Here is a 23442-nt window from a genome sequence, read left to right on the forward strand (position 1 = left end):
GTGGCCCGACGTCACGTCGCCCGGCGGTCGTGGGGCGGGCTCGGTTCCGCCGGACCGGGCGAGCGGGCTGCCGGGCGGATCACCTCCGCGCACGGTGACGTTCACGCATCAGGGGACGGTTTCACGCGTTTGCCTCGCTACGGCTGCGTACCCGGCCGATGGCGGCGGCATGGACAGCGACTGCGCCCTCAGCGGTGGGCTGGGCGTGGCTTGGGAAAGCCGTAGTGTGGTCCTTCACCCGCAGATCGCGGCCGCACTCGCAAGCGCGGGTCGCGCGGGCGTCCGGACCTGATGTCCCCTCCGCTCGGCGGCCGTGCCCGCGCTCGTGCGCCAAGCGGGCACTGGCTCGGCCGGAGCGGGCGAGGCCCATCGTGTCTTTTCTGGCAACATCCGGAGCGGACCACGAGCGCCCGGCGGCATTCGGCGTGGCTGCACCACACGAACTGAGCCGGCACCACGACCTGTGCACAGACCCAAGCCCTGATCTCGCGCGACACCAGGCTCTGCGTGCCCCCATGCCGGCCGGCTGAATCCGTCGGCTCTGCGCCGTGCCTCAGCCGTGCTGTCGGCTGCCGCAGTCGTAAAGGCGGAAGCTGCCCTTGGTGCGCCAGCCGTAGGCCCTGGAGCGGATGCGTGTGCAGTGGGACTTCACCCAGGTGGTGGCCGAGGTGGTGGGGCGCAGGGGGGTGAGCAGCACGTACCGGAGTTGGTGAGTGGCGATCAGGGTGCTGAGTTGATCGGCGCTGGGGAAGGGGGTCTTGCCGGTGAAGCCGCCCATGACGAGCATGGGCTGGGACCGGGCACGCAGCAGGCGCTCCGCGGGGTAGGCGGCCTGGGTGGCGAGCAGGTACTTCTCGCCGTGGTGGTGCGCGGTGAGGTAGTCGAGCAGGGCGGTGTCGCGGGCGCTGGGCTGGTCGAGTCCGACCCGGCGGAGGGCGGATCGGTGGTGTACGGCGTTGTGGTAGGCCTTGCCCACCGGACCGGCCGTCGGCGACGTGGAGGCGCCCGCGTACAGCGGGTCGAGGGAGGAGGCGGCCCAGCCGGCAGGTATGAGCAGGGTGCCGACGGCCGTGCGGTGGCCTGCTCAGGAGGGCCTGCGACCAGGGTGGGCCCCACGGCCGGGGGCCCGCTTCTCGGAGTCCGGTCAGCGAACGAAGGAGATCTCCGGGTAGCTCTTGGTGGGTCCGTCCAGCAGGGCGCTGTGCTTGTGACGCAGCTCCTGGTCGAAGTACGCCGCGAGGTACACACGCTGGATCTTGATCGCCCGGTTCGGGTCGATCGTGCCGTACTGCTGCCGCACCTGGCCCTGGGAAAGCCCGAGCAGGGGCGCCACCTGCGGCACCAGCCACTCGTTGTCGCTGATGGACAGGTGCTTCGAACCGTGGAGCTGGATGTCGACCCGGTATCCCTTGAGATGCGGCCACAGCTTGCGCCACGACGAGTCGTTGTTCCGGTTGTGGCTGCCGGAACTGAAGAGCATGAAGGGCCGGCTCAGATCCTTGCTCGGCGCCGTGCCGAAGAACTGGCCGTCCAGGTTCGCGCCGGCGTCGATGCGGTGGTCGAGCTGCATGGCGGTGTCGACCGCAGCGCCGCCCAGTGACCAGCCGAACATCCCGATGTGACCCGTGTCCACGGCGTGCGACAGCCCGGAGGGCAGCTTGGCGTGGTCGACGTCCGGGTTGCCGCCCTTGGCGATGGTGCCGAGCTGGTTGATGACGAAGCGGATGTCGGCAGCGCGCACGTTGAGCGTGTCGGAGGAGTGCGCGCCGGACGGCATCGTGTTGACCTCGAGCCGTCGGCCCGGGAACTCCACCTCATTGGCGTCATGCGTGTGATCGACGGCGACCACGAGGTAGCCGCGGCCGGCGAGATCCTCGGCCAGGGCGGTGCCCATCGCGCGGTCAGAGTGCAGCCCGGTCGAGTACAGGAGCACGGGCAGCTTGCCGAGGCTGGTGTCGACAGGCGCAAGGACGTGGCCGGCGGTCTGCGGCAGCGTGACCTGCTGCGGCGACAGGCGGCGCGAGTGGAGGAAGTGGGTGCCCGACACCGACGGCATCCAGGACGCCTGAGCGTGCCCGGACGTGGAGGAGGCCGGATACCAGTACGTCACCATCAACTCGCGCGCCCTGTTGCCGGGCACGTACGGATCCTTACGGGACTTGTCGACGAGGTGCTGGCTGAAGGTGCCGACTCGGTAGCGCCCGCTCGGCGCGGGAAGCGCGAGCTGGACGGCGGCGTTGCGGCCCTGCTGGAGCGCGGCCGCGCCCTGGACGCCCTTCGGCGGTAGCGCGGTGTCGTTCTCGGGCGCCCAGGGCGCGGCCTGCCGGTCGGACGACGACCCGGTGGCCGCGTGCTCGTGGGACGCCTTCCCGGCGGCCACCGCCGGCGTCACCCCCGTACTCAGGGCGACGGCGAGCACACCAGCGGCACCGACTGCTCGGGCTATGAGTCCTTGGCGGTGGCGCGGTCTGCGGTGTCGCATAAAACTCCCCTGGTGATCACGGACCACTGGCCCGGTGATGGCCGGGCCACACCGTACCGCTGCCCGGACCGACGGATCACAGCAGCACGCGTTCACCTCGGAGTTGCAGGCCCGACCCCCCCACGCGCAGGTCGGTCCGCCGAATCACGGACGGCATGCCGTGCCGTGGTGAGCCCGCGTCAGGCCGCGGAGGAAGGAAGGCTGGAGGCAGGAAGGCTGATGGAACGGCTCTCCTCCATGACGTGGTAGCCCGCGCTCGTGTAGAGGTTCATGGCCACCTCGTTGCCTCCCCACACGGTGAACATCAGCGCCGTGTCGCCGGCTTCGAGCGTCGCCAGTTCGCCGGCCGCCATCGCGGCCCGCCCGTAGCCTTTGCCGCGGTGCTGCTCCTGGATGTGCAGCGAGTAGCCGTAGGTGACCCCGGGGAGGTATCGGTGCTTCAGCCAGCCGGTGCCGATGTGCTCGCCCGCCGCCTCCAGCACCAGGAACGAGTTGTCGGGCGTCGCCAGGCCCTGGGGGATGAGGTCGGCGAAGTCGCGGTCGGACTTGCGTACTGCCTCCTCGGGGCTCAGCGCGCCCGAGCGGACGATGTCGCCGACGTAGGCGGCCTTCTCCAAGGCGAGCCACTGGGGATATTCGACCTCTGTCATGGGCCGTGCGGTGACGCCTGCGAGTGGTTTCGGCGGGGAATCGATGCGGCGCGTCCTGAGCTGGCCGCTGACGCCGTAACCGTGGAACAACTCACCGGCCGGCTCGGTGAGCCGTATGTTCAGCCGGCGGGCGCCGCGCTCGGCGCACCATTGCTCGGCCCAGTCACGGGCGGCCTGCTCGTGTCCCCGGCCGCTGTGGGGTGCGTGGACGTGGAGGTCGCCGATACGGCCCGCGAGGGCGCCGTGGTTGTCGGTCACGACCACGGCGACGTGTCCCACTCGCGTCCCGGCGTCCGTGATCTCGGCGACGGTCCAGTCGCCGGTGTCGGCACGTACATCCTCGAGGATGCGCTCCGCGGCGGCCGTACTCAGCCCCGCGGCCGTGTACGAGGCGAGCAGCCGCCGCTCGAAGGCCTCCTGCCACTGCGCGCTGTCATCAAGGATGCTGAATTCTGTCACCTGATCACACTAGCCATGTTGTCATGGACGGAGCGGGTGATTTTTCGCGTGGGCCAGGCGACTGCTGCAGGGCCCGTGCGAGTCGCCTCACCGGCGTCGGCCGCCGTGGTGAACAGCTCGGTCGTGCCCTCAGCAGTCCCGTCTCCTCCGCGGCGTCCAGGATCGACCCGGCGGTCCCTGCGCGCCAAGATCCTTCGGGGAGCGGACACTCGAACCCACTGAGACGCCCGCATTCACGAAATATGTGTGGGTGAACAGGTCTGGTTCGGCGCCTGCGTACGTCCATGGACACGATGCGGAGAGGCACCGCCGACCTCGATGTTCTCCGTGGCGTGGCGGTGTATCGCTTGGTATGGGCGATATGGCTGAAGCTGTGCGGACAAGTTGATTCAGGTGGGCCGGACGGGAACTGTGTCGGGAAGGTCTGACTCACACTGTCTACGGGACGGACAACAGGTGATGGCCACGACGGCGGGCAAGGCGTGCGCGCTTCCGGCGGCGTCGAACAGTCTGCGGCTTCCGGGGATCGTCCTCGGGGTCGGCCTCGGCGGATTCGTCGACGGCATTCTGCTGCACCAGCTCCTTCAGTGGCACCACATGCTCACCAGCACCAACCACGACCACATCGGAGTGAAGTACTACAACCCCCACACGGTGTCCGGGCTGGAGATGAACACCCTGTGGGACGGCATCTTCCACGCCGTGTGCTGGATCGCCGTACTGGTGGGCCTGGCCATTCTGTACGCGCGGGTCACGCACGACCGGCGAGCGGTGTGGACCTCGCGGGTTCTGTGGGGCTGGATCCTGGCCGGCTGGGGCTGGTTCAACCTGGTCGAGGGCATCCTGGACCACCAGATCCTAGGCATCCACCACGTCCATGGCGGACCTCACCAGGCATGGTGGGACGCCGGTTTCCTCATCCTGGGCGGCCTGTTCGTGATCGCCGGGTATCTGGTGCAGCGAAGTGGCCGGCCCTTCGACTCCGATGCCACCCGTGACGGCGAGCAGGCCGGAGGCCGCGCCTGATGGGCCCGATGCACCAGCAGGGGGAGGGCGGCGGCGTGCTGCCGGGAGCGGTACTGACGGGGTTGCTCCTGTTCGTCGCTGCCGGCGGCTACCTGCTCGCCGCACGGCGGGCCCGGTGCCGCAACGCTGTACAGGGCTGGAGCGGCTGGCGGTCGGCGTCCTTCCTCACCGGGCTGGCGCTGCTCGCCGTTGCGCTGCTGCCGCCGCTGGCACCCGCCGCGCACTCCGACTTCCGCGGGCACATGGCCCAGCACATGCTCATCGGCATGTACGCGCCCCTGGCTCTCGTGCTGGCCGCGCCGATCACACTCCTCCTGCGCGCGCTGCCCCACGGCCACGCCCGCACGGTGGCCGTACTCCTGCACAGCCCACCGGCCCGCCTCCTGGCGCATCCCGCGGCAGCGCTCACCCTCAGTACCGGAACCTTGGGAGTGCTGTACTTCACTCCCCTCTACAACGCCGCCATGGCCCACCCGGCAGGCCATTGGCTCCTGCACGCCCACTTCCTCGCGTCGGGCTGCCTCTTCGCCTACGCGATCGCCGGTCCCGACCCCGCGCCCACCAGGCCCGGGGTGCGGAGCCGACTGGTGTACCTGGGCATCGCCATCGCCGCGCACGCCCTGATCGCACAGGCCATGTACGGCGGGTTCTTCCTCGACGTCCACGCCCCCATCGACCAGGTCCAGCAAGGCGCGGAGATCATGTACTACGGCGGGGACATCGCCGAACTCCTCCTGGCCGGCGCGCTGGTGGCAAGCTGGCGTCCCGAGCGCCGCACCAAGACGACCAGCTGGCGCGGCCGACCGGGCATCGGCGCGCCGACCCCGCACTGATCGACAGGTTCACAGCACCGGCGCGCTCCGTGAGCGGCGGCACCATGATGTCCGCCGGGAAGCCGGCCGGCGTGAGCAGTGCGCGCAGCCGGGCGGGGGCGTCCGGCGAGCCTGCGGAGCCGGTGGACGTCACCTGCGGGGTGGGCTGCACCGGGGGAGCAGGGAGCGATCCGTACCTGGCCCGCTTCCACGTCCACCGCGGCAAATGCCAGGTCGCGCGGGCCGGGGCAACGTGTTCGGCCTGCAGCTGCCCGGCGTCGAGGACTGGGCGCGAGAGCGTCCCGAACTGGTCGCCTCGCCGTTGGAGGTGCTCGCCGGGCTGCACCGGTCGTATCCGCAGTACCAGTCGCGGATGACCTCGTGGCTCGATGAGCATCGGCTGTCCGTGGCCGGCGCATGTACCTCCGGCCGCCGAACTCGCGGTGCAGCAGCGCACGCGGGAGTGCCTGCCCGCGATGCCGACGGGCGGCACGCGCACTTGAGGGCGTCAAGGCAGACACTCCGGGCGTGCGCCAATCGCTGAGGCCGCGCCGGCCGTGCGGATTCCGGGGTGTGAGGACCTGTGCCAGAACGCCGCCAAGGCCCGAGCGCACCAGCCCGACACGAAGCGGACCGAGTTCCTGGACGCCGTGGCGACCGCATGGGCGGAACTCGGCCCCGAGCGATGATCTGATCGATGACAGCCGCGGCGTTCTCCTTGCTTGTCCTCGCCTTCTTGACGTTTCGCCAGAAGCTGGATCACTGATCGACCGTGGCGGTGAGGCGCCGGAGTGCGGCGTCGGCGGGTGGGCCCCACGTGGGCTTGCCTCCGGGGCGGCCGTGGACGCCGGCGTGTCCGATGTGGATGCAGGCGAGGGATTTCAGCACCGCCCAGCCGCGGGCGCGGCGCAGGGTCGCGGCGTCCGGGGTTGGCCGGTAGGTGTCGTGGAAGCGGTCGATGGCGCCGTCCGGCAGCAGGATCCACGCGGCGGCGAGGTCGCAGGCCGGGTCGCCGGCGAAGAGGTCGCCGAAGTCGATCACTCCGGAGAAGGTGCCGTTCGTGGTCAGGATGTTCGCTGGATGCAGGTCGCCGTGGAGCCAGAGACGTGGGCCTGCCCAGTCCGGCGCGGCGGCGGCGTCTTCCCAGACCGCGCGGACGGCGTCCGGGTCGCGGATCAGTCCCAGTTCGGTGGCCGAGGCGAGCCCTTGGGCGAAGGGTTCGGCGGTGTCGGCCAGCGGGCCACCGCGGTCCCTGCCCGCGGGTGCCCCGTCGGGGGCGGGGCGGTGGAGGGCGGTCAGGAAGGCGGCCAGGGTTTCGGCCGCCTCCGCGGCGCGGGTAGCGGGGGCGCGGTCGGCGGGCTCGCCCGGTACCCAGGTGGTGACGAGCCAGGGCCGCGGAAAACGCTCGGAGGGCTCACCAAGATGCTGCGGGACGGGGATCCGGAGAGGAAGGTGCGGGGCGAGCAGGGGCAGCCAGTCGTGCTCCTTGCGCAGCAGCGCGTCCGCGGACTGCGTTGCCCAGGGCAACCGGACGGCGAGATCGTCGCCGAGCCGCCACACTTGATTGTCCCAGCCGAGCGCTCCGAGCTTCAGGGGGCGATCCGCCAGGTCGGGGTACTGCTCGCGCAGCAGATCCCGGATCAGGTCCTCGGTGATGTCCATCTCGGTGGCTGTCATGTGGAGCAACGGTAGTCGGGCAGCGGCCCTGTCTGGTTGCCCAGCGGATGTGTGTCAAGTCGAGGCGTTGCAGACGCACTTCGAGTTCGACGCATCAGGGGGGCCTGGAGCCTGGCCGGACGTCTCGTCGTACGCTGCAGCCCATGGGCCTGTGGGACGTTTTGCCGGACAGGGAACGGCAGCAGTGGACCTTCGATCCGTTTCTGGGCGTGGGTCCACTGCGGTTTGGTATGACTTCCGACGAGGCGTGCGCTGCGCTCGGCGGAGTCCCTGCGGCCGAGCGTAGTCGTTATTCGGGTTGGGAAATCAGGTGTCACAACTATTCCGGCCTGGGCGTGAAGCTGTACTTCACGGCTGAGCGTTTGCATGCAGTCTCGATCGACGCGCTTCGGGGACCGCAGGTCCATGCCGACGAGGCGGCGCTGGTCGGCCAGGTTCCCTCCGAGCTGGAACAGTGGCTGTTCGATCGCGCGGAGAGCCGGGAACCGTTCACGGAGCTCTTCTATCTGCCAGGCGCGGAGCCCGGATCGCTGACTCTTGGGGTGGTGCTCTGCGTGCAGCGAGCCGGCGATTATTTGCTCACGCGCCCCGTCTTCCTGGCCGCCGATGTGATGGATGACGTCTATCACTACCTACCGAGGGAAGCCTGGGCGATCTTCTGAGACCGGACCGCTGTGCACGGAGCGGAGTACCTGCGCCGTCTTTCATGCCTGGCCGCCCAAAGCTCACCAACTTCATTAACAATCCGTTGTGCATGTATGGTTGCGGGGCATGGAGTTGCTGCGTATGTCCAAAGCTGCGAAGCGTCTCTGGATTCAATGATGACGCTTCGTCAGTGGGCGTTGGACGGCAAGATCCCCTTCACGGGGATCGGTCGTGAGCACCGGTTGTCCTCGGTTGATGTGGACAACATGAAGCGCGGCAGTGGCTCTTCAACTTCGCGCCCGCATCTGGAGTTGCTGTATGTGCGCGTGTCCGGCTCGTCCGGGCAGGAGTCCTCGTTGGAGGCGCAGGAGGCCGAGTTGCGGGCCGCCTCGACGGGCGAGATCGTCAAGATCGTCCGGGATCGTGGCTCGGGCCTGAAGGAGGACCGGCCCGTTTGAACCGGGTGTTGGCGATGGTCGCTGGCGGCTCAGTCACCGTCGTGCGCGTCCCGCATCAGGACCGGCTGGCCCGGTTTGGTGTGAGCTGGCTCAAGCGGTTGTTCGCCGTGGAGGTGAACCTTCCCCTTGATCGTGGACACCTGGAGACTGGGACATGAGGTTCCAGAGGAAGTAGTGCCAGGTGGGAAGTAAGAGCAACCGCAGCAGGCGGTACACGGAGGAGTTCAAACGGGACGCGGTCGCGCTCGTGCACTCGTCCGGGAAGACCGTCACCGAGGTGGCCCGCCAGCTCGGGGTCAGCGCCGAGGGACTGCGGAACTGGGTCAAGCAGGATGCGGTCGACCGCGGGCAGGGGGCGCCGGGAGAGTTGACGACGGCTGAGCGCGAAGAGCTGCGCCGGCTGCGGAGGCTGGCCGCCGAGCAGGCGGAGACAATCGAGGTACTGCGAAAAGCGGCGGTCTTCTTCGCGAAGGAGAGCGATCGGTGAGCGAGGTGTACGCGTTCATCGAGGCGGAGAAGACCACCCACAATGTTGCTCTGTTGTGCCGGCTGCTGAAGGTGGCCCGCTCCTCCTTCTACGCGTGGCTGGCCGGCGAGAAGACCCGGCGGGCGAAGCAGGCCGCCGACGACGCCCTGGCCCACGAGATCACCGTGCTGCACCTCGCCTCCCGCGGCGCCTATGGGGTGCCGCGGATCCATGCCGGGCTGCGGCGGCTCGGACACCGGATCAACCGCAAGCGCATCGAGCGCGTCATGCGCGAACGCGGCATCAGCGGCGTCACACGGCGCAAGCGCCGCAGCCTGACCCGCCCGGCAAAAAGGGCGGTGCCCGCCCCGGACCTGCTCGGCCGCGACTTCACCGCGAGTGCGCCGGGGATGAAGCTGGCCGGCGACATCACCTACATCCCCACCGACGAGGGCTGGCTGTATCTGGCGACCTGGCTGGACCTCGCCACCCGCGAGATCGTCGGCTACTCGATGGCCGACCACCACCGCGCATCCCTGGTCGTGGATGCGCTGAGGATGGCCGCCGGACGCAGTCGGCTCCAGCCCGGATGCATCGCCCACTCGGACCGCGGCAGTGAATACACCTCCGACGAACTCCGCCGTGAGATACGCCAGTTGGGGCTGCGGCAGAGCATGGGCCGCACCGGCTCGTGCTTCGACAACGCCGCCGCCGAGTCGTTCTTCGCACTGTTGAAGGAGGAGATCGGAACCCGCCGCTGGCCCGACCGGGCCAGAGCCCGCGCGGAGATCTTCGCCTTCATCGAGACCTTCTATAACCGCAAGCGACTGCGCAGGCATCCGGTCTGGGGCTACCTCACCCCGTTGGAGACCCGACAGCGACACGAGCAAGGACGCGCCCTCGCAGCGTAAGCATCGAGTGTCCAAGATCACGGGGAAGCTTCACTTCATGTCTGTGGCGGGACGGAGACTTCCGCCGACTCTGGGTGGGTCAGACGGCCTCCCAACTCGGCGAACATGCAAGCCTGTTGGTGTTGCCGCTCTTCGCCGTCCTGACACTCGACGCCGGTGCCGGCCAGTTGGGCGTCCTCCGAGCGGTGGGGCAGGCACCGATCCTGTTGTTCTCGCTCTTCGCCGGCGCGTGGGTCGACAGATGGCGGACCCGCACGGTGATGGTGCTGGCGGACGTCAGCCGAAGCGTGGCCCTGGGTGTCGCTGCCGTGGCCGGCCTCCTCGGCTGGCTCGGCATGCCCGCGCTGCTCGTGGTCGCGTTCGCCGTCGGGGCCCTGTCCGTGTTCTTCGACGTGGCATACCAGTCGTCTCTCGTACGGCTGGTGAGACGCGATCAGTTGGTGCGGGGCAACAGTGCGCTCGAGGGCAGCCGGTCCGCGGCGCAGATCGGCGGTCCCGCGCTCGGCGGTGCTTTGGTGTCACTGCTGTCGGCGCCGATCGCTGCCGTCGCCAGCGCGCTGTTCTTCGCGCTGTCGTTCCTGTCGATCCGACGGATCCGTCGGATCGAGTCGATCCCGGAGCGCCCGGAACGTCCCCCTCACGTATGGCGGCGGATCCACGAGGGCCTCCGTTTCGTCGTCAGCGACACCTCGCTGCGGACCGTGTGCCTCGCCTCGGCCACCTTCCAGTTCTCCTTCGCGGCCATGATGACCGTCTATCTGCTCTTCCTGCCGCGGCAACTGCACTTGTCGGGCACGGCCGTCGGGCTGTCGCTCGCGGCGACGGGTCCGGGCGCGCTCCTGGGCTCGGTGCTGGCCGCCCGTCTGCCGGGCCGGTTCGGTCATGGTGCCGTGCTCGTGTCCGCGGCGGCACTCGGCGACGGCGCGTTCTTGTGTGTGCCCGCGCTGCACGGCTCGTCTGCGGTGACGGTTCCCGTGCTCCTCGCGGTCAGCTTCGTGTTCGGTGCTGGCGGCCAGTTGGTGAATGTCACGGTCATGGCCGTCCGGCAGGCCGTCACTCCGGACAGGCTGCAGGGCCGCACGGCCGCGACGATCACATTTGCCGGCATGGGGCTGACCCCACTCGGCTCGCTGCTCGGCGGCTTCCTCGCGCAGGAGTGGGGACTGCGCACCAGTCTCCTGACGACGGCCGTGGGCATGATGCTGTCCCCAGTGCTGATGGCCCTGTCCCCGCTCGCCCGCCTGGGACGGGCGCTTCCGGCCCTCGCACAAGGTGCCGCCGACCCACGGACTCCCTGATGCCCACGAGACCGACCGCGTGGGTATCCCAGAAGCTCGGGTGCCTGGCCGGCACTGGTGGGCGAGAGCCGATTTCGAAGCCATGACGGCGCCCGATTTCTGGGAGACCGGCGCGTCGGGGCGCCGCTACAGCCGCGCGCACGTGCTGGACGTCCTTGAGGAGCGCCACAAGGAGCCACCGGCCGAGGAGTGGACCTTGGTCCTCGACGGGCGGCGAACCCGCCGGGCGACCCTGTCGGCGCTGGGGCCGACCGGCTTGAGGGTGGTGCCTCCGGCGGGTGTCTGGCCCGCCGGAGGCGAGGTGGTGGTCAGCAGTCGGGGATGACGGTGCCGTTGTTGTCCTTGGCCTCGTCGTTGCCCCAGCGGGAGAGGTAGTAGGCGGAGACGTACTGGCCCGCGGGTCCGGTGTCGGGGTCGGTCTTGAGCCACCAGTGGTTGTAGGTGGTGGAGTCACCGATCTGGCGGCCCCATGCCTTGCAGTAGACGTAGTTGGTGCCCGCGTTCAGGGTGCCGGTCTGGGTGGTGCTGGTCGGTGAGGCGTAGACCGGGGCGGTGGGAGAGGTGTCCACCCAGTACTTGACGGGCGCCCCGGATGCGCCTCCGCTGTAGTAGGCCTCCAGTTCGCCGATTGATGTGAAGGTCTTCGTGCCGCCGGGCACGCCGATGATCCGCACACCGTCGCCGGAGGTCGGTGTGAAGTCGAACTGGTAGGTGTGGTTCTGGCCGGCGGAGGAGTCGTACGGGTAGGACGGCGATGTGCGCAGTCCGGCGACGTCCGTCCAGGTGCCGTTGTTGCGGACCTGTACCCGGAGATTCTGCGCGAACCAGCCGCCGTCGGAGAACATGTTGCCGGTGGTGTAGACGACGCGGTCCAGCGTGTAGGTGCGGGGCCAGGTGTAGCCCCACCAGCTCGCCGTCTTGTTCTCGTCGTTCCAGTCGTCGTCGGACTGGGTGAGGTTGCCGTCGTTGTAGTACTGGACGTTGCCGTAGTGCGTAGCGCGCTCGATGCCCACCGTGCCGGGCTCACGGGCGAGGTTGCGGGCCGGGTCCGCGGCGTTGGACGGGGTCGACGGCACCTGTGGTTCCAGATGCATCTGGCGCAGCGAGAAGGTGTAGGCCCAGTTGTCGTTCGCCGGGTAGCCGCCGCCGCAGGGGCAGACGTTGGACTGCAGCCACACCGACTTGCCGTCGGCGCTGATGTACTTCGAGGGAATGGTGGTGGCATAGCCACCGTGCTTGGTGTGGGTCCAGGGATAGCCGCCGAAGTCCTTGGTCTCGAAGTGCTTCCACGGACCCCAGGGGGTGGGCGACTCGTAGAACTCGAAGGTGTACTCGGTCCACGAGGTGTAGAGGTAGCGGTTCAGGGGCTTGTCGTAGACGATGCCGCCCTGGCTGATGGTGGTCAGGTTGCTCGCCCGGCCGGCGGTGTAGACGTTCTGGTAGATGTGGCGGTCGTCGTGCAGGACCGCGGTGCGCTGGTTGATGTCGGAGGACCAGGTGGGATTGCCGGCGGAGTCGAAGCCGTTGACGAACTGCCAGGCGGAGCGGTCGAGTACCGACGCCCGGGGCACCCGGGCGAGGTAGACGTCCACGGGGTCGGGCACTCGGTCGTTGAACGAATCTCGCCAGTTGTGGTCCAGGCCGTAGGCGTAGACATAGCCGTCGGGCGCGTTGGCATAGGCCTTGCCGTAGTCGAGGAACATGACCGTGGTGAAGACTCCGTTGGGAAACATCGGAGCCGTCCGGTCCCAGGTCCAGGTGCGGCCGTGATCCGTCGACTTGGCGATGGTGGCGGCGGGGGCGTCGTTGAAGTCGGTGGCGAGGTCCTGCACGGCGAGGTACAGGTTGCCGTCCACGCATGCCATTCCGGTGGGCTTACGGGTGTGGTTGGCCGTCCACACCTGGCCTACGGCGTCGCCCTGGGCCAGGCTGGTGCCCTGGAGGCTTCCGGGGGTGCCGGAGATGCGGGCGACCCCGATGTCGCTGTACGGGGCGTTGAAGCCGACGCCATCACCGTAGGCGCCGTACACATTGTCGTCGTCCGACCAGCAGTTGGGCCACAGGTCGCCGTGGTTGGCGTTGTCCCCGACAGCCGGTGCGCCGACGGTCGCACCCGAGTCGATCTGCACGGTGGAGAAGAAATTGCTCTCCGGGGCATTGGAGAGAGTGGTGGCGGCTGGCGCCAAGGTACGGGACTGCATGCCGCCCGTGACGGGCGTCGCGCTCGCCGCTGTCGGGGCGAGGGTGAGGAAGAGTGCGGTGGCGATGCCGATTGCAGTGCGCCAGGGTCTGGCGGCTATGCGCATGGGGCGGCTCCAGGGAGGTGTTGAAATCGATTTCCAATGGGATTGACGGTGCCTCCGGCGGGTGTCTGGCCCGCCGGAGGCGTGGTGGTGGTCAGCAGTCGGGGATGACGGTGCCGTTGTTGTCCTTGGCCTCGTCGTTGCCCCAGCGGGTGAGGTAGTAGGCGGAGACGTACTGGCCCGCGGGTCCGGTGTCGGGGTCGGTCTTGAGCCACCAGTGGTTGTAGGTGGTGGAGTCACCGATCTGGCGGCCCCACACCTTGCAGTAGACGTAGTTGGTGCCCGCGTTCAGGGTGCCGGTCTGGGTGGTGCTGGTCGGTGAGGCGTAGACCGGGGCGGTGGGAGAGGTGTCCACCCAGTACTTGACGGGGGATCCGCTCACGGTCACCTGGACGTCGGAGGAGGGGGCCGAGGCGTTGCCCGCGGCGTCGAGGGCGACCACCCGGTAGTGCCAGGACTGGCCGGCCGTCAGACCGGTCTGCACGAACGAGGGGACCGTCGTGGTGCCGACCAGGTGTCCGGCGTCGATGGGCGGCGCGGCGTTCTGGGCGGCGTAGACCGCGTAGTGGTCCACCGCGGCGTCGTCGGTCGACGCCGCCCAGGTCACCCCCACCGTGCCCGCGCCGGTGGCGCGGACCTGCGCACCGGTCACCGCGGCGGGCGCCGTGGTGTCGGTGAACACCGGTACGGTCGAGACCGCCTGATAGCGGCTCGCCGACCAGGCGGGCGAGCCGGACGCCGGCGCGAGAGTCACGGTGATCTTCGACTTGCCCCGGGTGAGCGACGGCGGCAACGCGAAGGTGTCGTCCAGCCAGGCGTGGTCGGCGTTGCCCAGCGGCTCCAGCCAGGTGCCCGCGCTCTGGCCGTCGACCGAAACGGCGGCCTGCTGGTACTTCTGGCTCTGGTCGCCGGTGCGCCTGAGGACCACTCCGGTGTTGGCCGGGTCGACGGCGAGCGTGAAGCTGGTGCTCGCGGTGGTCGCCCGCCCGGTGGCGGTGACCGGGGTCTGCGTGCCGTCGTTGCCCTCGTAGGTGGCGGTGATCGTCGACGCGGTACCGGGGTCGGCCGAGGTGTAGGAGTGCGCGCTCTCGTCGCTGGTGTCGCCGACGTTCAGCGTGTCGGTGGTGCGCGCGGTCGGGCCCGGGTCGCCGTACCAGAACGCCGTGGAGGAGTACGACGCGGCGACGTTGTCGGGGGAGCCGCCGACGGCGAAGTCGTAGCCGTGCTCGATGTCATAGGTGATCGAGGAGGTGAACGGCACCGCGTCCTGGATGGTCAGCCGGTAGGCCGAGGTGCAGTCGGTGTTCGCCGGGCAGCCGTACGTGGCGGCCTGGTGCGACGGGTTGCCGGTCAGCGGCAGGGTGTAGGGGCCGTTGATGAAGTACCAGCCGCTGTCGAAGTAGTCCTCGGTGCCGGTGCCGTTCGGGTCCGGGGTGGCCGATCCGTCCACGTAGACGTGCTCGTTGCCTTCCAGGTAGTTCCGGTTGACGGGGCCGGCCATGCCGAGGGCGACGCCGACGAACTTGCCGTGCCCGGAGGCGTGCAGGATCCGGTAGTCCCGGCCAGTGACCTGGTCGGCTGCCGACACCGCGTGGGAGGTGGTGTGGAAGTGCGCGATGGTCCCGTCGGCCAGCTGGGCGGCACAGCTGCTGCACGGCGCGGAGGTCGCCTCGGCGGTGGCGCCGCTGATGGTGCGGTTCGAGCCGTTGTAGACGCTGACGGTGGCAGTGTCGGAGAAGGGCATCGGCCACCAGGCCGACAGCCAGCCGGAGCCGCCCGGATCCATCCCGGTCATCAGCGAGCGCACCCGGCCGTCGTACTGGCTGGAGCCGAAGAACTCTCCCAGCGGTGCGTCGACGGTCTGCGTACCGTCGAAACTGATCCGGATCCGCGCGGAGGCGAGGATCTGGTTGCTGTCCAGCACCCCGGTCGGGGTGTACCCGAAGGTCCGGCTGCCCGACCAGGTCTGTCCGGTGATGGTGTACGAGTGTGCCGACTCGGAGGCCGTGTCGCCGACGTCGACCGTGTCGGTGCGCTTGGTGCCGCCGGAGACGGTGGAGTCCACCTGGTAGGTGAACTCGTTGAAGTCCGCCGCCGAGGACACGAACTGGTTGGTGACGGTGATCTGCGACTTGCCGGCGGTCAGCGAGGGCGGCAGGTCGAGGGTCTGGTCGACCCATGGATGGCCGTCGGACGCGGTCGGTACGGCGGCCCACTTCCCGGCCGCTGAGCCGTCGACGGTGACGTCGGCGACCTGGTCGGCGATGGTGGAGTCGAGACGGCGGGTGAGCCGCACCCCGGTGTTGCCCGGGTCGATCGCGACGGTGAACTTGCTGGAGCCGCCGGAGCCGAACGCCCGCCCGTCGTCGGTGATCAGCGGCACCGAGTTCGCCGCGTAGGTGAGCGAGTTCCGGTCCCGCGTACCGGACCAGGTCTGTCCGGTGATGGCGTACGCGTGCGCCGACTCCGAAGCCGTGTCGCCGACGTCGACCGTGTCGGTGCGCTTGAGGCCGCCGTCGACGACGGAGCCGGCCCAGTAGGTGAACTCGTTGAAGTCCACCGCCGAGGAGACGAACTGGTTGGTGATGGTGAGCTGCGACTTGCCGGCGGTCACGGAGGCGGGCAGGTCCACGCTCTGGTCCACGAAGTGGCCCGTGCTCTGCGGAAGAGCCGTCCACCGGGCGACCTTGGTGCCGTTGACCAGGACGTCGGCGACCTGGTTGGCGACGGACTGGTCCAGCCTCCGGGTGAGCCGTACGCCTTGGTTGTCCGGGTCGATCGCGACGGTGAACTTGCTGGAGCCGGCGGAGCCGAAGGCCCGCCCGTCGTCGGCCGGGTCCAACTGGCTCGGTGGCGCCGTGAGTTGGGGCAGCCTCAGCCGCACCGCCGACAGGGCCGCCGGTCCGGACACCGAGGCGACCTGCGCGGAGGCGCCGGGCGCGAGCGTGAACGGGGTGGTGCTGGTCGTCGCCCCGCTCTGCGCGGGCTTCGGGTCCGCGGTGCCGGCCGCGTTCAGCGTCGCCAGGACGTCGCCGGCCTTGTCGCTCGGGTCGAAGGTCGTCACTCCCGAGGCGTCGGCGAAGGACCGGTAGTCGACGTGGTAGTAGTCGGGGTCGGGGGTCTGGGTGGTGTAGACGAGCATCGAGGAGGTGTAGGTCATCGGTACGTCGATGTGCACACCGCCGGACGACTGCGAGGCGTTGGCCACGAGCGGGTAGACGAACGGCGCGCCGAGCGAGCCGTTCACCACGCTCTGCAGACTGGAGTTGATCACCGTGGTGCCGTCGAGCACCACCACGAGGTTGCCCTCGTCGGAGACGTCGCCCTGCACGCCGTTGGTGATCGAGGTCAGCCAGATCTGGTCGATCTCTCCCGGGCCTTTGGCCTCCGCCATGACGCAGCCCGCCGTGCCGATGGTGCGCAGGCAGTTGCGCTGATCGCCGTTGCCCTGGTTGCGGTCGAAGCTGGAGAACTGCTTCAGCTGGACGCCGCGCGGCACGGTGTCGAAGGCGTCGAGGTGACGCAGGGTGTCCCAGCCGACCGGGCCCTTGGCGGTGAAGGCGGGCGTGGCCGCGGACGCGGAGGGTGCCGCCGCGATGCCGACGGCGAAAATCGTCAGACAGGCGGCGAGGAGGTGGGCGAGACGCCTGCGGCGTCCCGGGTGCCGGGGAGGGCGGGTACGGGTTGTCGCAGCATGCATGAGACGTGCTCCAGCAAGGAGTGAGGGGGGGATCAGCAGTCCGGTATGACGATGCCGAGGTTGTCCTTGGCCTCGTCGTTGCCCCAGCGGGAGAGGTAGTAGGCGGAGACGTACTGGTCGGCGGGGCCGACGTCGGGGTCGGTCTTCAGCCACCAGTGGTTGTAGGTCGTGGCGTCACCGATCTGACGGCCCCACACCTTGCAGTAGACGTAGTTGGTGCCCGCGTTCAGGGCGCCGGTCTGGGTGGTGCTGGTCGCCGAGGCGAACACCGGAGCATTGGCGTAGGTGTCGACCCAGTACTTGGTGGGCGCCGGGGGAACGCTGCCTCCGCCGTCGACGTCGAGGTAGTCGCCGTCGATGTTGACGGTGACACCGCCCCAGGTCTCGTCGGTCCCGCCGAAGTACTGGTGGATCCGCTGGTGGTCGGCCCAGTCGCCGGCAGGCACGTAGCTGCCGGCGTCGGTGTCGGCGACGTCGTTCCACCAGGCGAACCAGATGTGGTCCGGCAGGGAGTAGGCGCCGGTGGTGTACTGCGCGGCGAGGTCACGCATGCCGGAACTGGCGCTGGAGTAGACACCTGAGCGGTAGCCGCGCGCGTGCAGTTCGTCGGTCCAGGCGGAGAGAAAGTTCAGGACGCCGGTGCTGCAGGAGGAGTTGGTGTTGTCGTAGCCCTCCATGTCGTTGTAGACGACGCTGTTGGCGGGGATCCCGAGCGTCTGTGCCTGGGACACGGCGTCGTCGGCTTCCGCACTGCCCTGGCTGCGCGCGGTGGCCGGATCGGTGGAGACCCGGTGGCCGAAGGAGCTGCAGGGTGCCTGGGAGCCGACGTAAGTGGGTATGAGGTGCCAGCCGTTGGCGGTCACGGTGCTGACCCAGGACGAGGTGAGATTGGCCTGGGCGCAGGCGCGGCTGTTGCCGCCGATGTAGACGCCCACGGCCCGGTAGGGGGACGCCCCCCAGGCGTTCATCGTGTCGGTGCTCGGGGCGGCACACGTGTCGAAACCCTTGCCGGTGTAGGCGCCGGGCTGTGCGGTGACGTCCAGGGCAGCGGCGGACGCGGTCGCCTTCTGGGCATGGCTCGCGCTGGGCCGGGCCTGGCCGTCGAGCCGGCCGGTGCGCAGGATCCGCTCGGCCGACGCCTTGCCGGTGCCGTACGTGGCGGTGGCGATGACCCCGGCGGAGGGCACGGCCAGCCGGATCTGGCCGGTGTCGGCCGCGGTGGTGTGTCCGGGCGTGTACGTCGCGGTTCCCTTCGCCGCGACGACCGTGTCGCGGCCGACGGTCGCGGTGCCGGTGCCGTCCAGGGGCTCGATGAGCAGGGCCTCGGTGCGCCCCACGAGGTGGGTGGGGCAGTGCTCCTGACCCGCGGGGTGGCCCAGGTAGACGGCGTGCCGGTCGAAGCGCACGCAGGTGTCCGGCGTGGTGGCCAGATCGATGACCGGCCAGCCGGCCGGGACACGGAGGTGGTAGCCGTGGTAGGCCACCTCCTTGGTGGCAGCGGTCGCGGCCTGCGCGCTGTGCGCGGTCAGTGCCGCGGATGCCGCGGTGAGCAGCAGGGCCAGGGCGGTGCGGGCCGCGCGTCTGGCACGGACGGGTTTAGCCATGTGCATGATGCCTCTCTGAGCTTACATGATCATGACAATTGCAACTTGGTGGTGTTTTGTGCCGATTGAGGACTCGGGAGAGGGAAATCGTTACCGCCACGGTCCATGACGACCGAGTCGACGAGATACTGCGCCCTTGGTCAGATTCCTTGCCGTAGGCGGCTGTTCGCCGCCCGGCCCACACCATAGCGTCTGTGATATCGATTTCAAGAGCTGCGGAACGGGAACGCCTGACATTTGGCGGAACCCGTACGAACGGCGGACCCTTGACGGAGGCCCTGCGGCGCGGCCTCCGTCAAGGGTCCGCCGGGACTTGCTCAGAGGGTGTCGCTGACCGTGACGTTGCGGTAGTCGGCCGTGGTGTCCTCGGTGACCAGACCGGGCTGTCCGTTGAGCAGCACCGGGAAGGTCGCGCCGCTGAAGGTGCGCTGCTGGGCCTGGGCGCCGTCGAGGAAGAAGGTGTAGCCGGTGCCCGCCTTCACCACCTTGAGTGTGTGGTACTGCGTCGGATCGAACCCGCCCGGCAGGGGGGAGTTCTGCCACGGCTGCTCGGCACCCTGCACCACGGCATGGGTGGCAAGCACCCCGTACTTGCGGTCGATGAAGACCTCGACGTGGTTGTCCTTGTCGGCGTACGAGGCGTAGATGCCGTACTTGGGGTACGACGAGGTGGTGCCGGTGGCGCTCCAGCGCACATCGGCCGAGACCGTGTAGTTCTCGTAGTTCGGGTTGGAGGCGTAGAAGAGCTGGGACCACTGGACGCCGTTGAGCGAGGTCACGCTCGCGGTGTGGGTGTCCGTGACGGTCCAGGTGCCGGCCTTGCGGCCGTTGGTGGCGTCGCCCTCGGCCGCGTCGCCGAACGCGTCGCCCCAGCCCGAGGCGTACGGGTCGGCAGAGGGCGTCGACCCGGGCTCTCCGGAGGGCACGTCCAGCGGTACCCCGTCGTTGACGGGGTATCCCAGCAGGGGTGAGCCGTCGTGGGCGTCCCAGTACAGCCGCTGGGCGCGAAGCTCGCGGCCGGCGTCGCAGCCCTGGGTGTTGGAGTGCACCAGGAACCAGTCCTCGTTGCCGTCCGGCGAGGTGATGGCTTCGAACGAGGCGGATCCGATCACATTGCCGTGGTACTTGAAGATCGGCCCGGTCTTCGCCCAGGACGAGGGATTGAGCAGATTGCCGTCGGAGTTGGTCAGCAGCCCGACCGCGTAACTGCGGGTGCCGCAGAAGCTCGCGGAGAAGGTGAGGTAGGTCCTGCCCCCGTGCTGGAAGGCCTCGGGTCCCTCGTTGACCGGGAAGTATCCGACCGTGCCGCTGCTGGGGCCGTCCGGGAGATCCACGGTCTCCCAGGGCCGGTTGGGCGCCGAGATCTGCACGCGGCTGCTGCTGATGTGGAGCGGGTCGCTCGTCGTCGCCAGGTAGATGTTCTGCTGATGGGCGTTGGCGGTGGGCCACCCGGACCAGGCGATGTACAGCCTGCCGTCACTGCCGGCGAACACGGTCGGATCGATCGCCCACAGATCGCTCGACTCGTGGAGCTGGCCGTGGGCGTAGCCGGTGTTGGCCTCGGTGTACAGGCCTGTCGGGTCGCCACCGACCGCCTGCAGGACGAAGAGCCGGTGGCCGGCTCCGTCGCCCGCCGAGGTCGCCGTGTAGTAGATGTAGAAATGGCCTTGCACGTAATGGATTTCAGGCGCCCAGACGTCAGCCGAGTTCGACTGTCCCGCGGGGATGTGGAACACGTCGTACTTCTCGGCCGCGGCGAAGCCGGTGATGGTGGCCGACTTCCACACGCACAGGTAGCCGGCGTCGCAGCCGTCCGTACTGGTCATGTAGTAGTAGCCGCCGTACTGGATGACGTACGGGTCACTGACGTGCTGCCGGATCGGGTTGGTGAAGGTCGCGGCGCCGACTGCTGCCGTGTGTGCCGTCGCCCGATCGGCCTGGGCGACGGTCGGCACGAGTACGACGGCGAGGGTGACCAGTCCCGCGAGAGCGCGCAGGATCGGTCTCCGCCGTTTTCCGGGCAATTCCACCATGGTTGGCTCCGTATGGGGGGGGAGTGAAGCCGCCGACAGTCAGCGCCGAATCGGCAGCAGGGCATGGGTTGTGCCAGGTGAGGCGACGATCGGACGGTCACCGTTGCCGTGCGGTGAACGGCTTGGCCCGCATGGTTATCAGGTGCATGACACTTGGAATCCGCGCGGACGACGGATCGGTGCGTTGGGGGGTGGCAGTTGCCGCACGGAGTGGAAGCCGTGTTCGTGACCATGGGTCTGCTGAACTGTGATCTCGCCGAAGCCCAACGAGTCTTCTTCAACGCCCCATGCCGTGACGCCGAACGCCGCTTCCACAACCACGTCATGGACCTGCTCGAAGAGGCCGCCGACACCGGACGCCTGACAGCACCCCGGCCGAGCAGAGATCCTTGACTCGGCCCCGGGGCGGGCTGAACACAAAGATTCACCTGGCCTGCGCACAGCGTCAACGTTCACTCTCGCTCCGCATCACGCACAGTCAGCGAGCAACCCCCGCAGTTCCGAGCGGACTTGGCGGGGATCCGGGTTGCTCGGCTCGGACCGGGCCGTGCCCGCGGCCGCCCTGATCGGGTACGGGCCGACCGGGCCTATGGTTCTCGCGTCACCCGTGCCCACGTGCGCGTACGAGGAGTCAAGGCGACCGTTCCCGAGCTGCTGACCAAGCTTGGCCACCGGTGGCGGCGCTGCCCCGCCGGTGGTCTGCCGGGGGCGGTCGCCGCTCGCTGCGGCGAACTGGCTGTCCGCTGCGAGGCGACAGTCCTCATCGCCGTACTCGACGAATGGGTGCGACACCTGCGCGGCCGCCCGGACAGATCTGAGCAGTCGAACCTCCGCGTTCTCTCAGCCGGCATGGAGGATCCGAAAGCGATCGGGTTCCGCCGGGTCCCGATCAACGACTCGGATCGGTGCCCAGACCCATTGCCAAACGCTGATGCCCGGCGTGCGGGAGAGCCGGATCGGCCCGCGGGTACCCTCGACCGCCACGCGCTGCCATGTCTTGGCGATGGCCGCCCGGTCCGTGCCGTGGGAACGCAGCACCTCGGCGAGGACGGCGACGGTGTCCCAGCCCTCGAAGGCGACGAAGGAGGGTGCGTCGCCCAGCTGCTCGCGGAGTTGCTTCGCGACGCGTTCGCCGAGCGGACCGAGGCGCTCGGGCAGGTAGCGCAGGAACGGGATCCCGGCGCCGTCCTCGCCCAGTGCCGCGGCCCATTCGGCGAACTCCGGCTGTCCGGCCGGAGCGCCGATCAGGATTTCCGCGAGCCGCCGGTCGCTCCGGACGGCCCTGACGATCGGCACTGCCGGCTCCGGATGGCCGACCAGTAGGAGGAGCGCCGTCGCGCCGTGGTCGACGAGCGCGTCGCAGAGGGCCTCGGGAGTGAGCGCGGTTGTGTCGAGTTCTACGACGGTGCCGCCGCGGGCAGCGAGGTGGTCCCGCAGGACGCGGGTCCCGGACGCCCAATAGATGCTCGGCTGGGTCGCCACGGCGATCCGGCGACGGCCCGCGCCGAGGAGGAGGTCCGCGTAGATCCGCCATCCACGGGACTGGGCCGGAGCCAGACGCGCGACCCACTCCGTCGGCTCCTCGGTGAGCGCGTCGAGCACAGCGGACGAACAGAGGAAGGGCACGCCGAGGGCGTCGGCCCGGACGGCGGCGGCGCGAGCGACCACGCTGTGGTACTCGCCCGCCAGGGCGGCCACACCCAGGCCGGCCAGTTCGTCCACGGCCGCCGTGGCCCGCTCCGGATCGGCCGCGGTGTCCCGGACCACCAGCTCCAGCGGTCGGCCGTCGACCCCGCCGGCGTCGTTGACCTCGCGAACGGCCAGCTCGAGTCCTGCGAGCAGGTGCCGGCCCGCCTCGACCCAGCCGGGCCGCGTCAGCGGGACGAGAGCGCCCAGGCGAACGGACGACCCGTCTGTGTGCTCCGCTCCGAACGGCGATGGTGGCGTGTTCATCGGGTGATGTCTCCCCTGGGACGATGCGGTCACGGTCCGCCCGGATCGCGCGCCGGGCGGGGCAGGCGGTTCGCGTTCATCGCAACTCTCGCAGCGGCGGGTCCGCCCGGATGATCACGCCGGTATTGGATCCACCACCGTCGCCAACGGGCAACCGACTATTTGTTCGCTGAGCGGCCGAGCTTGGTGGTCATCGGCACTGACAAGCGCCTGCACCTCAAAGGTCATCTCCGAGATTCCCGAAGCCACCGCCTGAGGCCCGGGCCCGCTGACACCCCCTCTTGCCTGGTCCGTGCCGCTCCCATAATCTAGGTAGACCTACCTACCTAGTTTGGAATGTGATGAGCGAGACCGGTGTGAGCACGGGGGAGAGCGGACGGCGGCGTCCTGCCCGGGAGCGGCTGCTGGCGGCGGCGGCTCGCCGCTTCTACGCCGACGGGGTGGCGGCGACCGGCATCGACACGATCACCGCCGAGGCCGGCGTGGCGAAGATGAGCCTCTACAACAACTTCTCCTCCAAGGCCGACCTGGTCAGGGCCTACCTCGACGACCGGCACGAAGAATGGCTCGGCCTGTACCGGGCGCGCCTGGCGCAGGCCCAGGGCCCGCGGGACGCCGTACTGGCGGTCTTCGACGCCTACGCCGACCACGCGGCGTTCGCCTACGAGCACGGCTTCCGCGGCTGCGGCCTCCTCAACGCCGCCGCCGAGCTCCCGGCCGGAGACGCAGGCCGGGCCGTGGTACGCGCGCACAAGGAGGAAGTCGAGCGCCTGATCGCGGGCCACCTGGAGGAACTGCTCCCAGGGCGCTCCGACGAGGCACAGGCGGTGGCCGAGCACCTCGCCTTCCTCCTGGAGGGTGCGATGGCCCGCGCCGGACTGGAAGGCGACGACGGCCGCCTGCAGCACGCCCGCTCCATCGCGGCGGCCCTGCTGGACCGGCTGTGAAGCGGCCCGCCGGACACG

Annotated in this window: 18 protein-coding genes and 1 pseudogene; 10 read left to right on the forward strand and 9 right to left on the reverse strand. The window is 69.3% G+C overall.

Features of this window, described 5'->3' with window-relative positions; translation table 11 throughout:
* Positions 1 to 553: 553 nt before the first annotated feature.
* From ACWCQS_RS06495 to ACWCQS_RS06505, 3 genes are all read right to left on the reverse strand, one after another.
* A complete protein-coding gene (locus ACWCQS_RS06495) occupies positions 554 to 976 on the reverse strand; it encodes a hypothetical protein (RefSeq protein WP_451003391.1) in 423 nt (140 codons plus the stop codon).
* Positions 977 to 1144: 168 nt separating this feature from the next.
* Positions 1145 to 2482 carry an alpha/beta hydrolase family protein gene (locus tag ACWCQS_RS06500; RefSeq protein ID WP_451003392.1) on the reverse strand — a complete coding sequence of 446 codons (1338 nt, stop codon included), beginning with the start codon at positions 2480 to 2482 and terminating at the stop codon, positions 1145 to 1147.
* A gap of 179 nt (positions 2483 to 2661) precedes the next feature.
* Complete coding sequence (locus tag ACWCQS_RS06505; protein WP_451003393.1) at positions 2662 to 3591, reverse strand: GNAT family N-acetyltransferase; 930 nt, start codon at positions 3589 to 3591, stop codon at positions 2662 to 2664.
* Between the two features lie 459 nt (positions 3592 to 4050).
* Here ACWCQS_RS06505 and ACWCQS_RS06510 point away from each other — a divergent pair, with 459 nt between their 5' ends.
* Positions 4051 to 4617, forward strand: a complete 567-nt coding sequence (locus ACWCQS_RS06510) for a DUF2243 domain-containing protein (RefSeq protein ID WP_451003394.1) — start codon at positions 4051 to 4053, stop codon at positions 4615 to 4617.
* A gap of 8 nt (positions 4618 to 4625) precedes the next feature.
* A complete protein-coding gene (locus tag ACWCQS_RS06515) occupies positions 4626 to 5450 on the forward strand; it encodes a cytochrome c oxidase assembly protein (protein ID WP_451003395.1) in 825 nt (274 codons plus the stop codon).
* Positions 5451 to 6188: 738 nt separating this feature from the next.
* Here the strand turns inward: ACWCQS_RS06515 and ACWCQS_RS06520 are convergent.
* Complete coding sequence (locus tag ACWCQS_RS06520; protein ID WP_451003396.1) at positions 6189 to 7106, reverse strand: aminoglycoside phosphotransferase family protein; 918 nt, start codon at positions 7104 to 7106, stop codon at positions 6189 to 6191.
* A gap of 143 nt (positions 7107 to 7249) precedes the next feature.
* On the opposite strand from ACWCQS_RS06520, the gene ACWCQS_RS06525 reads away from it, so the two are divergent.
* From ACWCQS_RS06525 to ACWCQS_RS06550, 6 genes are all read left to right on the forward strand, one after another.
* Positions 7250 to 7768, forward strand: coding sequence for a hypothetical protein (locus tag ACWCQS_RS06525; RefSeq protein WP_451003397.1), 519 nt, complete (start codon positions 7250 to 7252; stop codon positions 7766 to 7768).
* Between the two features lie 180 nt (positions 7769 to 7948).
* A complete protein-coding gene (locus ACWCQS_RS06530) occupies positions 7949 to 8209 on the forward strand; it encodes a recombinase family protein (protein WP_451003398.1) in 261 nt (86 codons plus the stop codon).
* A 181-nt stretch (positions 8210 to 8390) separates the two neighbouring features.
* Positions 8391 to 8696 carry a transposase gene (locus ACWCQS_RS06535; protein WP_451003399.1) on the forward strand — a complete coding sequence of 102 codons (306 nt, stop codon included), beginning with the start codon at positions 8391 to 8393 and terminating at the stop codon, positions 8694 to 8696.
* Positions 8693 to 9586 carry an IS3 family transposase gene (locus ACWCQS_RS06540; RefSeq protein ID WP_451003400.1) on the forward strand — a complete coding sequence of 298 codons (894 nt, stop codon included), beginning with the start codon at positions 8693 to 8695 and terminating at the stop codon, positions 9584 to 9586. The genes ACWCQS_RS06535 and ACWCQS_RS06540 overlap by 4 nt, the downstream gene beginning before the upstream one ends.
* Positions 9587 to 9627: 41 nt before the next feature.
* A complete protein-coding gene (locus ACWCQS_RS06545) occupies positions 9628 to 10884 on the forward strand; it encodes an MFS transporter (RefSeq protein WP_451003522.1) in 1257 nt (418 codons plus the stop codon).
* A gap of 82 nt (positions 10885 to 10966) precedes the next feature.
* On the forward strand, positions 10967 to 11209 hold the full coding sequence (locus ACWCQS_RS06550; protein ID WP_451003401.1) for a hypothetical protein: 243 nt from the start codon (positions 10967 to 10969) through the stop codon (positions 11207 to 11209).
* On the opposite strand, the pseudogene ACWCQS_RS06555 reads toward ACWCQS_RS06550, so the two are convergent.
* The 4 genes and pseudogenes from ACWCQS_RS06555 to ACWCQS_RS06570 all read right to left on the reverse strand — a co-directional run.
* Positions 11193 to 11486: pseudogene (locus ACWCQS_RS06555) on the reverse strand (M23 family peptidase); the annotation flags it as partial. The gene ACWCQS_RS06550 and the pseudogene ACWCQS_RS06555 sit on opposite strands and share 17 nt — an antisense overlap.
* Positions 11487 to 13281: 1795 nt before the next feature.
* Positions 13282 to 16887: a DUF2961 domain-containing protein gene (locus tag ACWCQS_RS06560; protein WP_451003402.1), complete on the reverse strand. Its 3606-nt coding sequence runs from the start codon at positions 16885 to 16887 to the stop codon at positions 13282 to 13284.
* A gap of 32 nt (positions 16888 to 16919) precedes the next feature.
* Positions 16920 to 18491 carry a DUF1906 domain-containing protein gene (locus ACWCQS_RS06565; protein ID WP_451003403.1) on the reverse strand — a complete coding sequence of 524 codons (1572 nt, stop codon included), beginning with the start codon at positions 18489 to 18491 and terminating at the stop codon, positions 16920 to 16922.
* A gap of 317 nt (positions 18492 to 18808) precedes the next feature.
* Entirely contained in the window at positions 18809 to 20524 is a 1716-nt protein-coding gene (locus ACWCQS_RS06570) for a glycoside hydrolase family 43 protein (protein WP_451003404.1), read from the reverse strand.
* 219 nt (positions 20525 to 20743) lie between these two features.
* Here ACWCQS_RS06570 and ACWCQS_RS06575 point away from each other — a divergent pair, with 219 nt between their 5' ends.
* The gene (locus ACWCQS_RS06575) at positions 20744 to 20917 is read left to right on the forward strand and encodes a hypothetical protein (protein WP_451003405.1); all 174 of its coding nucleotides are present in this window, start codon (positions 20744 to 20746) and stop codon (positions 20915 to 20917) included.
* A gap of 447 nt (positions 20918 to 21364) precedes the next feature.
* Here the strand turns inward: ACWCQS_RS06575 and ACWCQS_RS06580 are convergent, their stop codons facing one another.
* A complete protein-coding gene (locus ACWCQS_RS06580) occupies positions 21365 to 22477 on the reverse strand; it encodes an ABC transporter substrate-binding protein (protein ID WP_451003406.1) in 1113 nt (370 codons plus the stop codon).
* Positions 22478 to 22818: 341 nt separating this feature from the next.
* Here ACWCQS_RS06580 and ACWCQS_RS06585 point away from each other — a divergent pair, with 341 nt between their 5' ends.
* A complete protein-coding gene (locus ACWCQS_RS06585; RefSeq protein WP_451003407.1) occupies positions 22819 to 23424 on the forward strand; it encodes a TetR/AcrR family transcriptional regulator in 606 nt (201 codons plus the stop codon).
* Positions 23425 to 23442: the final 18 nt, after the last annotated feature.

The sequence above is a fragment of the Streptomyces sp. NPDC002076 genome (assembly GCF_053593835.1).